Genomic DNA, 13589 nt, shown 5'->3' with positions numbered 1-13589 from the left:
AACCTTAATGTCTCACTTCTCCTGCAATATAAAATCCCTTAGATTTCCCGCTACCGGTGCTAAACTATCCCCTTTTCTGAGGCACAGTTTGATCTCCCTTGAAATCTGGACATCCTTCAATTGGACAATGTCAATTTGTTCTTCCTCCAGATAAGGTGCGATCACTAATGTTGGGGCCAAAGTGATGCCATATCCCGAGGCAACAATTTTAACTGCTTCTTCCATTCTTTCAACCTTAACGGGTTCTTTCTTCAACCGGATTTGCCTTACACGGCATAGTGACTCAACTAGAGCTTTGGTAGAACTGCCTTCGCCTCTCAGGATAAATGTCTCGTCAGTCAGATCGTTGAATTCTACTACTCCGGAAGCCAGTGGGTGGTTTTTCGGAACAATAAAGGAGAGTTCATCTTTAAGCAGGCTAGTGGTTTCGATGTCATCGGGTATTGGAAAATGGCTTGCGATAATGGCAATATCCACTTCATAGGTCTTCAATTTCTCTATTGCACGCTCGGTATGTCCGGAGGATAGGTCAATATCCACTGAGGGGTAAAGATTTTTGAAGCCTGCAATCCAGCCCGGCACCAAGTAGCTTGCCGGAAAATTGGTGGCGAAAAGACGGACTTTACCGGTGACACCATTGGTATATTGTTCAATTTTCCTTTCTACCTCCTCTTCAACTGAAAACAGTTTCCTTGCTTCCTGATAGATAAATTCCCCCGCGTCTGTCAGTTGAATACCGCGTCCTTTTGCTCTGAAGAGAGTGACACCAAGCTCTTTTTCGAGATTCCTGATCTGCATTGTAATTGCAGGCTGACTGATATGCAGCGCCTTCGCTGCATTTGTGACACTTCCTGTTTGCACGACACTGGTAAACTGCCGTAAAGCATGTAAATTCATTAAACCTCTCCTATAAGTAATTTTTATAAATAAATAATAAATATATATTTTTCTTATTATTTTATATCCCTTAGAGTATTTATGGAAGAGAGGGTTATATAATGAGAAGAAAAAAATCAAGTAAGGAAAATATTATCCTGATCGCCCTGATCACAGGGATTTGTCTGATGACAGATTCAATGCTTTACATCGCGCTTCCTCTTTACTGGAGGGAGGTTGGATTAACTTCACTCGCAGAGGTTGGCATACTGTTGTCGGTGAACCGTCTGATTCGGATTCCCCTTAACCCGCTGGCAGCTTTATTGACCAGAAACTTATCTATTCGATCAGCTTTGTTATTAGCGATTAGTGTAACCACATTTGTAAACGTCGGGTTCTTTTATTTAGATGGGTTCTTATTCTGGTTCATTCTTCGATGTATATGGGGATTTATATGGGCGATATTACGGATTTCAGGGCAGTTGCTGGTCGTACATCTATCCTCAGATTCTGACAAAGGGACATTAATGGGTGTCTATAATGGAACGTACCGGTTAGGAAGCTTGATTGGAATGGGCGCGGGGGGCTTACTCTGCTTTGAGGTTGGATTAAAGACTACCTCTCTGATCTTTGCATGCGTTTGCCTTTTAGCAATACCATTTGTATTTTTGCTATCTTATACATCATTTGCAGAAAAACAGGATGCACGCAAAGAGAAATTCTCTCTTCTGAGGAACCCGGGCGTCCAGGTAACACTCATTAGAGGATTCAGTGTCTCCTTCCTCCTGCAGGGTGTTTTCGCTTCAACGGTCAGCTATTACATGGCGAAGCATTATGGCTTATTTTTAAATGTGAATGGGATGGAATTCTCTGCAGGAGTGGCAGCCGGTCTGCTGCTTGGATTGAGATGGGCATGGGAACCACTGCTGGCCCCAAAAATAGGAGAGATGTCTGACGGTAAAAGAGGCAGGCATTCCATCTTACTGTTTGCACTGCTCATTACAGCAGGCTTGTATCCTTTCATTGATAGCCAACTGCCGTTTTTTATCTGGGGATTCTTCATCGTGGTTATTCTGATTTGTTCAACCGTTATCACTACACTGACTGATACACTATTTTCTGACGAAATCTCTACTCATCCAAGTAAAGCACCAATGGTTACCTGTTATTCTATAGCTGTGGACCTCGGCGCTGCACTCGGTCCACTGTTAGCCTTTCAATTCATTAGTGAAGGAAAACACTTTCTGCTTTTTTGTGCAGGCTTGGCACTATGTCTGGCTTGGATGTCTTACAAACAGAATATTAAACAAAATACTGGTTCTGCGGTTACAACTTAATCGAAGAACCAGGATTCACTATTAAGCTTCACGTCTTCTGAAAACCAGATACAAGATGAAGCCGAGCGGACCTGCTAAGATAGTAGGGATCCAAAAAGCATGCCTTTTAAAACTGATGAAATGATGATCAGCATCATAAAACACCCAGATGGATGTTATGAAGAACAACGAATACAGAAAATGATTTCCACCTGATCCCCTCTAGAGTCTGTTAAATGTGATGCTCCCCATCCCGTGGATATTCTCCCTTCTATCTATTATAGGAGTGATCCAATTTTTGAATATTTATCACTACGCAAATATGCTTTTTACTATACAGGAACAGAACAGATTGACGTTTACCTTCACAAAAAAAGACCTGATTCAGATCAGATCTTTTTAAAGTATACCTTCTATTCCTAATAATCCCTGATCACTCTTCCATTAAAAGCTGCTTCAATATCAGCATATTCCGTGCCAATATGGATCAGTCTGGAGAGCATATTCTCTTCCGCGATAGAACTTAAATACAAAAAGGATAAAGGTTTGTTCATCTCTTCCGTTTCAATCGTAGAATCCATCTCGTAAAACGTAATTGCTTCTATGACAAAGGAATACAGATCCCCTTTCCAATAGGCCTTTACAAAATCCTCAAAGTTCATTGAATTCTCCTTTTAGAAAATTTCCTCACGCTCTCCCGTTTCAGGGTCAATTAAAAATGTACGTACGGTTACTGTGCCTGGAATCAGTGGATGCTTCATGATCAGCTCTTTATTTTTTCGCATCGCTTCCTGGACATCAGACGGTCCGGCTAGCCAGTTCAGTACGTCATGCTGAACAGCATCCAGGTAATTTAATGTGTTTAACGTCTGATCTGTGACGCCTGCCTCCTTCATTTTCTCAAGCAGGTCATCCCCGTCATGCTGCTGTGGGGCTTTTTCTGCAACAATATAAATGTCGCGAATCCCTTCATTGTAGATGGCAAGAATCACATTTCTCATCAGGCATCCATAAGGCTGTGAAATCAATGCTCCATAGCTGTTAAAGACAAGCAGCTCCTCTTGTTCCCTCTGCGTAATACCTGTTAAAGACGAATCAACTCCAGGGTTAGAATCAGTAATCACCAGCACTTTTTTTGTATCAACACGATCAAGCATTCTCATTTGTTTTTCCTCCTTATTGAATCCATTTTGCGATTTCAAAATAAACCGGAATTCCAATGATTAAATTGAACGGAAACGTGACCCCGAGTGACAGTCCGAGATAAATGGACGGGTTCGCCTCCGGAACTGACGTTTTCAGGGCAGCGGGTGCGGCAATGTAAGATGCGCTGCCTGCTAATACACCCATCAGCGCCGTGCCCCCAAGTGATAAGCCAATCAGACTGCCAACCAGGACACCGATCGTTCCAAAGACAAGCGGTGCAATCATCCCAAACGCCAGCAGCTTTACCCCATACTTTTTTATTTCAGGAAGTCTTTGCCCGGCAATCAGCCCCATATTCAATAAAAACAAAATTAAAATACTGCCATATAAATCAATGAACAAAGGTTTTACAGCGGGAATCGCACTTTCTCCAAGTATCCAGCCAATGAAAAGACTCCCCATCAGCAACAGAACACTTTTTCCAAACAGACTTTCCCTGATCACTTCTTTATCAATCAAGCCGGATGGAAAGGCAACAAATCCTGCGCGCTGAGCATATCCGGAGAGTTCGTTTTTATTCTCCAGCACCTTCAGTAGCAGTAAAGACACGAGAATAGCCGGACTTTCCATCAACACGACAAGTGCATTCATAAATCCTTCATAGGAGGTGCCTGTCTGATCCATAAAAGCAACGGCCGCTCCGTAAGTAACAATACTGATGGAGCCGTATGTGGCCGCAATGCCAATTGCATTTTTCAAATCCATCCCGATCAGTTTCATCGCACCAAGCGCCAGAAACGGAATGATTCCCCCGAGAAATAAAGCCGCTAAAATCGGTGCGAAAACTGACTCGATTGAATAATTCGCAAGTTCAATCCCCCCTTTCAATCCAATCGCAATGAGCAGATAAATACTTAACGCGTCACTCAGCGCCTTTGGAAAAGCCAGATCAGACTTCACAAGCGCTGCAGCAATCCCCAGCACAAAAAACAACACAACCGGTGACATCAAATTCTGAATCACAATTTCATTCATCCTTCTTCCTCCTCAGCAAAAAAGAATCCAATAAAAAAACCGGCACTTTCAACATGTGCTGCACACATGGAAAGGCCGGTTTTCCTTTAACAGACAAACTGTCTTTTAAAGAACTCCCTCTTTATTTCTCAATTAATCTTTTCTCAAGATTTTCATTGAGCTTAAACACCATAATACGCTCACCCGTGACGGAGCTGATATCCGTATGAAAGCTGATCGCTTCTACTGAAGTAATATCAAAAATAATCTGCTTCAGCGTTTCAGCACCGGACTCTACCAGACCGGAACGCGTTCTTTTGATCGACAGCATTCCGTCATGCGTTTTGCAGACACTGTATTCTGCAGGCGTCAATATACCATTCAGGCAAACGATGATCATATCCCTTAAAATATCTGCCTTTACAGACACTGAACCCCTTCCGAGAAAATCCTTCTCCCACTGGGTAATCGCCTTGCTGATCTCAGCTTCAATTGAGCCCTTCGTCTTTGTCACTTTCATCACCATTTCTGCTCCCTCCAAACAAAAAATCGGTTTATCCCCAGACTAACCCCTCAGCCAGGAAATAAACCGATTTATTCTCATTCCAGCTTTGACAACCAATCAGGATTTCCTCATTTCGCCAACACACGTTTAACGTCCTGCTTAAACCCACACCATCATCAAAGAAAAATTTAATCTCTCGGATATTTGATTAATAATAAAATACGTTAATTTTTTTCAGGTGTCAATAGTCATTTGTTGATGTATTTTATTTCCATTTGAAAAGGACTTCATGCAGCCTTCGAATGTCTCTCCCCACCCGAATACGTCCACTTCCTCCACACATACTCCATCGGTCCCTGATTATATCGCTTCAGCAGCACATGACTCAGCAAAACCTGTACGCTGTAAATCGCAATTGCAATCAGCACGCCCGCCGTTTTCGATACCTGACCAAACAGCCCAAAGCCATAGCCGTTAAAAATGATTACAGCAATTACAGACTGCATCAGATAATTCGTCAGCGCCATCCGGCCGACTGACGCAAACGGCATCAGCACTTTTTCAACAGCTGCTTTTCTCGTGAACAGTACGATGACTGAGACATAAAACAGCATCAGAAACGGTCCGCCAAAAGTATTTAATCCACCTGCAATCGGCACTGCCAGATAAGGCGGCCAGCCAAATACGTTATAATCAATGGCAACTGCCAGTCCAACGATCGGCGCTCCGACAGCAAGCCCAATCCACATGATCTTTTTCCAGCGGTGAAGATTATTTTCAATATCAGTGAACATACCTGTCTTTCCTAAATAAAGCCCGATTAAAAATAACGGTAAAATCGTTGGTACCAACAGCATGAACTGAGCCAGAATCAGCAGCACTTCATTTGTAAAACGGAATGCCAGGATCTCACCAAAGCTGCCCTCTGCCATCACAGAAGCCGCAAGAATCGAAGACGCATTCAGATTTTCCAGTGTATCCATTCCCCCGCTGATCATAAAGTGAATACTGACACTGCTGAGCAGCATCAGTGCGGTCATCAGCAATGGACCAAACACAAGCAGAGATATCGCCCAGATCTTTATCGTTTTTGTCGAACGCTCCACAAAAAACGGCAGTAAAAAGCCTGTAATTGCATAGGTATGTAAAATATCCCCGGACCAGATAAAGATGAGATGAACAAGCCCCATCAGCATCAGAAACATCAGGCGGCGTCTGAATAGTTTCTTCGCTGGCAACCCCTTTTTCATCAGGCGGCTGTAAAAAATATAAAACCCGAGACCAAACAGCATCGAAAACATCGGATAAAACTTCGCATCAACAAAAAACGCAGTCAGCAGTGTTAATGCAGCATTCATCCCACCCTCCGGCAGGCTGTTCCCTTCCACCATACCGCTGATATCCGTCATCGCAGGCGTCTTAAACGTAACCATATTCGCAATCAAAATCCCAAACAGCGCAAATCCCCGGATAATATCCAGCGTATGGATCCGCTCTTTCATAGAAACTGAACTCATGTGCCATCCCCCTGATTCTTCATTCTCACTTCATCTTAATTCAAGCTGGGTGAATAGACAATCAGAATTTGGAAATTACATATGCTGATTAAACTGATAAAGGGCATTTATTTCCATATAATAGAACCTATGATACCCTTAGATTATCTACTCTATCCTGTTTGTGGGTCGCGCATGATAGAAAGGAGGAAATGATTTTGAAAAAAATAAAGGTCGCATATGTTCTTAACACAATTATTAGCGGTTTAATCGCTGCACTGATCTCTACTTTTTTTGCAGGAGGTACGATCGCAGAGAATTACACCGATGAGACCTGGGTTGCCCCGGAGTTTTTTGTGATTTTACCTATTTGGGTATTTGGTTTTCTAGTCGGATTGTTTGTTTTTAAAAGTAAAAATCCTGTGCTATTTTTGATTATCTCTATCCTGATCACATGGGCTTCGATTCCGATTGGCTTAGAACTGGGTTTTAATTTGGCGAAATGAAGAGTATTGCTTACTTTTTCAGGTGTAATATTCAGAGAAGCGTATTCAACAAACGAAGCAGTTTAGTTTAATAAAGGAGGAGTTTGTAATTAGAATAAATCCAATAGAATTTCATATTTGTAATTTAAGTTATACTATAAGGTCAGCCAAAGAGAATGATGCGAAAAACTTGTCTGAAATACGTTTGCAGATAGATGGCGAAACAGAAAATATGGATAGAGAAAAAGGTGAAGCGTACATAGATGAAGTAGGTTTTAAACAACTAATCAAAGAGGATACAAAAAGTGTCCATAATCTTTTTTTAGTTTGCGAATCAAATGGAAGGATTGTTGGCTTCTCAAGGTGTGAAGGCAATCAGTTGAAAAGAATGTCTCATAAAGTTGAGTTTGGTGTTTGTGTACTAAAAGATTTATGGGGATATAGCATTGGAACAAACTTCTTAAAGGAAACAATTAGATGGGCTGATAAGAACGAAATTAAAAAAGTTACATTGAATGTACTCGAAACCAATGAAAAAGCAATAATGCTTTATAAAAAGTATGGTTTTGAAGAAGAAGGAGTATTAAAGAAGGATAAGCTATTATCAGATGGAAATTATTATAATACCGTAATTATGGGAAGATTTAATGAATAATTACCAATTCTGATTATATCTTATTATTCGACTAACGGGTGATTTAATATAATTAGCAAAATGAAAAAAGCCGGTTCATCAAAAAACTCCCTGTCCTAGAAACACTTATGAATATTTACTACAAATCAATTGAAATTAAGGAGTTATATAAAATAATTGTTTTTGTGCTTCTGAATACACATTTGTAGTGAATGTTCAAAATCGTTTTCAGGACAGGGATAATTTTTAGGATATAAAGACCCCCAAAAATTAATGTCTACTCTAATTTTTTGGGGGTTTATTTTTGGCTGGCATTCTCAGCTTCATGTTACTGACCAACCAATGGATACGTACGGATTTCTTTTAGCGTGTCATTGATTAGATCAACTTCCCATGCATGAAAATCCAGGGCTGCCAATTGAACAGCATTTTCAAATACTGTCCGATCTGCGTCCGTCACTGCATTTTCATCCATCGTGTATCGCACCTTCGCAACACCGTTCGTAATAGACGAGTAGACAACCTCTATCCCTTCAACAATCGCTGACGAATAAAACATATCGGCCTCAACCGACCCCATTTTCTCAATTGTTTCCGGGAAAGACAATGGCTCACCGCTTTCATTTACAACTTGCTCCTCTAACTCACCACCAGCAAGAAATAGCGTTTCTTCTAGCTCTTTATCATAGATTGTATAGTAGCCTCGTGTTTCACTTCTTTCATCTTTAACAGTGATCGTATCATCGACTGTTCTTTCAGCTACGGTTATCTTCTCTTCACCGTCGGGATTTAGAAATGTAATGGATTCAACCCCGTAAAAGTCACTGATTCCAAACAACGTTTCATAGAATAAAACACTTTGCGCAGTAGTGACTGATAACTCATTCCCTTCTTGATTAAACTCAACATAAAGGTTCGGCGTATCAAGTGTCAAATTAGTATACGAACGGAGTATATCCTGCTCTGAAGGGTCATTATTGAATAATGACGTTTCTAAGCGCTGTTCCGGAGACACCATTCCTTCAGTTTCTCTATCACGGTCTATCGCGTATGCAATATATAAATGGTCAGGCTGATTGATGACTTTCGTATCAATAAAATAAGCCGGACTCATCTGAGCTCCACCATAAATCTCAGTTTCACTCTCTTTTTCATCAGATGTTTCGGATTCTTCTTCATTGGATTTACCAGCTTCTTCTGACACGTCCTCATTCTCAACGTCTTCATTATCTGATGTACCTTCTTCCTCTTCTGTGTTGGCATCACTTTCAACAAGATCTTCAGCATTATCCTCAGTGTTACCATCATTTTCTTGTGCATCCACCACTTCATTTTCAACAGAATCATCAGCCTGCGAGTTTGTCCCATCTCCTGAGTTTGAACAGCCCACAATTAAAAAGGCTACCGTAAACAATCCGGCTATTTTTGTCATTTTTTCCATTTTTAACACCCCTTAATTCAGCTATACCCTCCGAGCAGGTTAATAAAAGTATTTTCTAATAATTAAATTATTTTCTAAAATTAATGGGTAAATGAAGGATAACAACCTGATTGTGAAATATTGTACTTAAACTAACGGGTGCAATTGCAAAAATCTGTATCAATCTTTGCATGATAACCCTCTTTTCAAATCAGAATTTCAATTGACAATTTTTATGATATCATAAAATAACCCTTTCAAAATGAGAGAGTTCTTTAGTACATAGCAGATTCCGGTATACTGTGACTTCTTAAAATTATAAAAGCTTCTCTGTCCCAGACACACTTATGAATGTTCAGCATCGTTATCAGGACAGGAATAAATTTTATTTACTAATCCAATCGTATTTTTGGAGGGAAAAATGCAGATAACTCAGCAATGGAATCAGGAAGACAGTGAATATATTCGTAAAAAAGTAATTGAACACAACCTTTCTAAACTACCTGATGAAGTAAAACATCCGGTTAAGAAGATTAGTTTTATCCTTAGAAATGAAGGTGAGCAAATTTTAGGCGGCATTACTGGTACGTTTTTTTGTATCACTTACATATTGATTTCTTATGGGTTGATGAATCTCTTAGAGGTAAAGGCTACGGAAAGAAGTTGTTAGATCATATAGAGGCAATTGCAAGAGAGCATCAATGCCAGCTCATTCAACTGGATACATTTAGCTTTCAGGCACCAGACTTTTATCAGAAATCTGGTTATGAAGTGGTTGGCGTAATAAAAGATCATCCTACTGCAGACCATCAACAATATTATCTTTCTAAGAAGCTTTGAGATAGCTTTTTGAACGGGGTAGTTCAATTGAACAAGCTAAATTAATATATTTAAGAAACGTACATCAACAAAAGGAGAATTCGAATGAATATTGATTTTTTATCAAATCATCCCGATAAGATTAATGAAGTTTCTGAAATGATTTATAAGGAATTCGTAGTGAATACGGGAAGTGAGATGGAATACGAAGATGTTGTAACACACTTTACAAATACGGGGACCACTACATTTCCGATAACACTTTTGGCTTTAGATAACGGAGAACTTTTAGGAACTGTATCTATATTTGAAAACGATTTAAAGATAAGGGATATGTATATACCCTGGCTTGCGTCTCTATACACGAAGCCAGAGTCTCGTAATAGAGGTGTGGGACAAGAGTTAGTAGCGAGAACCATAGATCTAGTCAAAGAATTAGGATTTAATGAACTTTATTTAAGAACAGAGGATACATCTGATTATTATAGAAATAGAGGCTGGATTTATGTTGAAACGGTTGCAGATGATAGATATGAAAAGATTGATGTATTTAAAATAAAGTGTATATGATTTTATTAAAGTAATCTTTTTATTCTTTAAAAAGCTATATTGTGAAGAATTATATTGAAATGAACAGGTGCTTTGATCCAGGAAGGATTAACCGTCATTTTTTATTAAAACGGGTAGTATCATTGAACATTGTTTGGAACTAAATGCTTTCTCAATCGTACTTAATTATAGATAGAGTTGTTAGTAGGTTGTTTTACCGTTAAAGCTTGGTGTTGTAAATTGTTATACAATCATTAACATAGCTCGTAGGAGGTTTTCTTTATGGAAATAATCTTGCTTTTAATCGGGAGCATTTTTGCTTGTATTGCAGTGGGTTTTGGAAGCAAAGCTTGGAAAGATAAGGACAAAGAAGAAGGCAGTAATTCGAACCTTTAATCCTTTTAAAAATATGTATTTAAGAAAGCTGTCTAATTACAAAGAAAATGGTTGAATATCATAAAGTGATTTGGATAAATATGGTTCTCTATAGAGATTATCTAAATTCAAATGAATACGCCAGAAAAGAGTATTTAGATATAAAATGGCATATCTAAAAAACGCATCAAAAGGAGTGAATGAATACACTGATTTCAAGGAAGAGTTCGTTAAAAGTATTTTTGAAAAAAGAGAAAGCTAAAATGTGTGTATTAAGCTAACGGGTTGCGTTGAAGAAAGTATTGAACAAACGGAGCAGGTTAGTGAAAGAAGGAATATAAATCTGTCATAAGTCAATGATTTGATTTCAAAATTTAATGAACAGAGGCGAGAAAATGATTGAAACACTATTAAAGCAGATTCCTGTATTGAGTAATTGTAAAGACGTTATTCAAATTAAAAAAGGATTTTCCTCAGATGAAAAATATCTAATACATATTAATGATGGAAACAAAAAGTTACTTCTTAGAACCTTTAAGTTAGAAGAGTTTGAATCAAAAAAGAAAGAATATTCTATTCTAGAAAAGATGCAGGAATATAACGTTACTTGTTCAAAGCCGATTTCTATGGGTCAGGTCGGGAGTCGGGGGTACATGATTACATCATACATCGAGGGTCAGGATGCCGAGGAAGAAATCCAAAAATACTCAGAACAAGAGCAATATAATATTGGCTTTGAAGCTGGGAAAGAATTGAGGAAAATCCATCAGTTTCCGGCTCCAAATCATGTCTCTTCGTGGCATTCAAGGAAAGAGGAAAAACATAAGTATTATATTGATTCTTATTTAACGTGTGGAATTAGAGTTAAAAATGACGATAAAATCATGAATTTTATTGAAGAAAATATACACCTCATGAAAGAGCGTCCGAACGTGTTTCAACATGATGATTTTCATGTGGGAAATATCATTGTAAATAATAAAAAATTTGCGGGAGTTATAGATTTTAATCGGTATGATTGGGGCGATCCTTTTCATGAATTTCTTAAAATTGGTATCTTTAGTCGGGAAGTAAGCATTCCTTTTTCAATTGGACAAATACAGGGATATTTTAATAATACTGAACCCGATGAACATTTTTGGAGGCTTTATTCACTTTATCTAGCAATGTGTGTCTTCTCTACTGTAATCTGGACATTAAAAACTATCCCAGACAAATTAGATGATATGTTAGGTAAAGTTTACACTTTTTTAGAAGATCATGATTACTTTAGTGAACTGAAACCTAAATGGTATACAGAATAGATATAAGAATGAAATCCTTTTCTTATTTTGAAGGATTAAATAAAGTGAATGGTGCAACTTGAAGTTCAGTAAATTTTATAAGGTTTATGAAAAGTTGCACTCAAACTAACCAGTGCTTTAGTTTAATAGACCAAATATAAAAACGCTCAAATTTCTGAGCGTTTTTTACTGTAAAATATTATATTTCTATAAAACTGGAGGAGGTGCCAATCGCGACAATAACTGCTTCATTATTAAGTTTTAAACTTTTAGTGATTATGTCAACGGCTGAAACTGACGCTGCTGAAGAAACCTCAAGGTGAATTCCACGTTTCTCGAGACTTTTTTTCGCTTCAATTGCTTCATCAGTTTTGACAACCACAGCATGACCATTGGATTCTGCTAATGCTTTAACCCCTTGATACGTAACAGTGCTGCCTGCTATGGAAGGCAGACTTGTATGACCTTTAAATTCTTGCGTATAGTCAGCTCCTTTTATCACTGCAGATAATCTTGGAAAAGGCTCAACGGCAAACATTTTAGGAAGAAAAAGCAGTCTGTCCCGTTCTTTTTCTTCTTTAAATCCCTCCCAAATTCCCCAAAGTAAATCTGCTCTAGAAGTAGGGACGATGATGTGAGTTGCTTCTTTCTCACTAAGTTGTAAATTAATTTCAGATGCAATATTCTTTAGCCCTTGAACACCATACGGATTACTTCCGACTGGAGGGTTTATAAAGTTTGTAGCTGGATAGTAGCCATTTTCTACGTAAGTTTCCATAATTCCCCAACGATCCATCGCAGTATCGGTTAGAATTAACTGGCTGCCTGTATTTTGAATGATAGTCCTTACTTTGTCATTCAGAGCTTTTGTGGAAATGACGATGCATTCAAGCCCGGCATAGGCAGCATAAGAAGCTAATGATATCCCCGCATTTCCGCTTGAGGCAATCACAACGCCTTTTGACTTATTGTATAAAGCTTTCGAAACAATGTATGCACTCAAACGGTCTTTGTGTGAGCCGGTTGGGTTCATGCTTTCATTCTTCAGATAGATGCTTTGCTTATTATAGGGTATTGGGATTAAAGGCGTTTGACCTTCTCCCATTGATAAATAAGTATCGAAGGGCTGTTTAGTAGAATTTGAATCTCTATATATTGCAGTCAAACTTGATGATTTGGTCTCATGAAAACACTCCATGCAGCCTCTATCATAATCTCCAACCGGGTATGTTTTTTCGCATCGCAGACATTGAAAACACAAGAGATCTCGATTTAATTTTATGATTGTTTTTGACATAGAAAACCCCTCCTAATAACTAAGCTTGTTATTTCCTTGACTAAATTTTATTTTGAATCTGTTTAAAGGATTCGTCGCAAAAAATGGTAAAAAGGTCAAAATAGAAGTTTCTATATTAGAAGAGTATATTATCAGTTTTATAGATAGATAAAGTCTCACTTGAGAATATTGTACTGATTATTTTTTTATTTGTAGTTTCTACTGGCGTTTACCTCGTTTGCAAAGTATCAACTAAATCACAAAAGGAAGAATATTGATTTTTTCATCATAACATAAAGACCCCCTTAAGCATGAGAGAGTTCATTTATAAGATGTGACATACTGTGTGATTATCTCTTTTCTTATTTGCTACACCGTCTCTCTAAATTTAGAAA

The 13589-nt window shown here is 38.4% G+C and carries 13 protein-coding genes and 1 pseudogene; 6 read left to right on the top strand and 8 right to left on the bottom strand.

The window, feature by feature from the left end; all coding sequences use genetic code 11:
- Nucleotides 1-12: 12 nt before the first annotated feature.
- Entirely contained in the window at nt 13-897 is an 885-nt protein-coding gene (locus UFB30_RS10200) for a LysR family transcriptional regulator (protein ID WP_322421588.1), read from the bottom strand.
- A 101-nt stretch (nt 898-998) separates the two neighbouring features.
- Here UFB30_RS10200 and UFB30_RS10195 point away from each other — a divergent pair, with 101 nt between their 5' ends.
- Nucleotides 999-2213 (top strand): MFS transporter, encoded by a 1215-nt coding sequence (locus tag UFB30_RS10195; RefSeq protein ID WP_322421587.1) that lies wholly within the window; start codon nt 999-1001, stop codon nt 2211-2213.
- Nucleotides 2214-2611: 398 nt separating this feature from the next.
- Here UFB30_RS10195 and UFB30_RS10190 read toward each other — a convergent pair whose 3' ends face one another.
- The 5 genes from UFB30_RS10190 to UFB30_RS10170 all read right to left on the bottom strand — a co-directional run bounded on the left by UFB30_RS10190 (nt 2612) and on the right by UFB30_RS10170 (nt 6374).
- Nucleotides 2612-2854 (bottom strand): DUF6407 family protein, encoded by a 243-nt coding sequence (locus UFB30_RS10190; RefSeq protein WP_322421586.1) that lies wholly within the window; start codon nt 2852-2854, stop codon nt 2612-2614.
- A gap of 12 nt (nt 2855-2866) precedes the next feature.
- Nucleotides 2867-3355, bottom strand: a complete 489-nt coding sequence (locus tag UFB30_RS10185; protein ID WP_322421585.1) for a carbonic anhydrase — start codon at nt 3353-3355, stop codon at nt 2867-2869.
- Between the two features lie 13 nt (nt 3356-3368).
- Entirely contained in the window at nt 3369-4373 is a 1005-nt protein-coding gene (locus UFB30_RS10180) for a sodium-dependent bicarbonate transport family permease (RefSeq protein WP_322421584.1), read from the bottom strand.
- A gap of 121 nt (nt 4374-4494) precedes the next feature.
- Nucleotides 4495-4866: a Na-translocating system protein MpsC family protein gene (locus tag UFB30_RS10175; RefSeq protein ID WP_322421854.1), complete on the bottom strand. Its 372-nt coding sequence runs from the start codon at nt 4864-4866 to the stop codon at nt 4495-4497.
- Nucleotides 4867-5144: 278 nt separating this feature from the next.
- The gene (locus UFB30_RS10170) at nt 5145-6374 is read right to left on the bottom strand and encodes a DUF418 domain-containing protein (RefSeq protein ID WP_322421583.1); all 1230 of its coding nucleotides are present in this window, start codon (nt 6372-6374) and stop codon (nt 5145-5147) included.
- A 197-nt stretch (nt 6375-6571) separates the two neighbouring features.
- Here UFB30_RS10170 and UFB30_RS10165 point away from each other — a divergent pair, with 197 nt between their 5' ends.
- Both UFB30_RS10165 and UFB30_RS10160 read left to right on the top strand, forming a co-directional pair.
- Nucleotides 6572-6859, top strand: a complete 288-nt coding sequence (locus tag UFB30_RS10165) for a hypothetical protein (protein ID WP_322421582.1) — start codon at nt 6572-6574, stop codon at nt 6857-6859.
- Nucleotides 6860-6947: 88 nt separating this feature from the next.
- Complete coding sequence (locus tag UFB30_RS10160) at nt 6948-7493, top strand: GNAT family N-acetyltransferase (protein WP_322421853.1); 546 nt, start codon at nt 6948-6950, stop codon at nt 7491-7493.
- 307 nt (nt 7494-7800) lie between these two features.
- On the opposite strand, the gene UFB30_RS10155 is transcribed toward UFB30_RS10160, so the two are convergent.
- Nucleotides 7801-8913, bottom strand: coding sequence for a hypothetical protein (locus tag UFB30_RS10155; RefSeq protein WP_322421581.1), 1113 nt, complete (start codon nt 8911-8913; stop codon nt 7801-7803).
- Nucleotides 8914-9313: 400 nt separating this feature from the next.
- On the opposite strand from UFB30_RS10155, the pseudogene UFB30_RS10150 reads away from it, so the two are divergent.
- The 3 genes and pseudogenes from UFB30_RS10150 to UFB30_RS10140 all read left to right on the top strand — a co-directional run bounded on the left by UFB30_RS10150 (nt 9314) and on the right by UFB30_RS10140 (nt 11939).
- Nucleotides 9314-9732 (top strand): annotated as a pseudogene (locus UFB30_RS10150) (GNAT family N-acetyltransferase).
- Nucleotides 9733-9816: 84 nt separating this feature from the next.
- Nucleotides 9817-10281, top strand: a complete 465-nt coding sequence (locus UFB30_RS10145; protein WP_322421579.1) for a GNAT family N-acetyltransferase — start codon at nt 9817-9819, stop codon at nt 10279-10281.
- A 749-nt stretch (nt 10282-11030) separates the two neighbouring features.
- Nucleotides 11031-11939, top strand: a complete 909-nt coding sequence (locus UFB30_RS10140; protein WP_322421578.1) for an aminoglycoside phosphotransferase family protein — start codon at nt 11031-11033, stop codon at nt 11937-11939.
- Nucleotides 11940-12117: 178 nt separating this feature from the next.
- On the opposite strand, the gene UFB30_RS10135 is transcribed toward UFB30_RS10140, so the two are convergent.
- Nucleotides 12118-13215 carry a pyridoxal-phosphate dependent enzyme gene (locus UFB30_RS10135; protein WP_322421577.1) on the bottom strand — a complete coding sequence of 366 codons (1098 nt, stop codon included), beginning with the start codon at nt 13213-13215 and terminating at the stop codon, nt 12118-12120.
- Nucleotides 13216-13589: the final 374 nt, after the last annotated feature.

Origin of the sequence: Jeotgalibacillus haloalkalitolerans, assembly GCF_034427455.1 — a bacterium.
In the GTDB taxonomy this organism is placed as follows: Bacteria; Bacillota; Bacilli; order Bacillales; family Jeotgalibacillaceae; genus Jeotgalibacillus; species Jeotgalibacillus haloalkalitolerans.
Note: the sequence above shows the minus strand (reverse complement) of the source record. Positions and strands in the feature narration are given on the sequence as shown.

Coding starts and splice junctions, on each gene's coding strand:
- UFB30_RS10200 (WP_322421588.1), bottom strand. CDS start 897: ATGAATTTACATGCTTTACGGCAGTTTACCAGTGTCGTGCAAACAGGA.
- UFB30_RS10195 (WP_322421587.1), top strand. CDS start 999: ATGAGAAGAAAAAAATCAAGTAAGGAAAATATTATCCTGATCGCCCTG.
- UFB30_RS10190 (WP_322421586.1), bottom strand. CDS start 2,854: ATGAACTTTGAGGATTTTGTAAAGGCCTATTGGAAAGGGGATCTGTAT.
- UFB30_RS10185 (WP_322421585.1), bottom strand. CDS start 3,355: ATGAGAATGCTTGATCGTGTTGATACAAAAAAAGTGCTGGTGATTACT.
- UFB30_RS10180 (WP_322421584.1), bottom strand. CDS start 4,373: ATGAATGAAATTGTGATTCAGAATTTGATGTCACCGGTTGTGTTGTTT.
- UFB30_RS10170 (WP_322421583.1), bottom strand. CDS start 6,374: ATGAGTTCAGTTTCTATGAAAGAGCGGATCCATACGCTGGATATTATC.
- UFB30_RS10155 (WP_322421581.1), bottom strand. CDS start 8,913: ATGGAAAAAATGACAAAAATAGCCGGATTGTTTACGGTAGCCTTTTTA.
- UFB30_RS10145 (WP_322421579.1), top strand. CDS start 9,817: ATGAATATTGATTTTTTATCAAATCATCCCGATAAGATTAATGAAGTT.
- UFB30_RS10140 (WP_322421578.1), top strand. CDS start 11,031: ATGATTGAAACACTATTAAAGCAGATTCCTGTATTGAGTAATTGTAAA.
- UFB30_RS10135 (WP_322421577.1), bottom strand. CDS start 13,215: ATGTCAAAAACAATCATAAAATTAAATCGAGATCTCTTGTGTTTTCAA.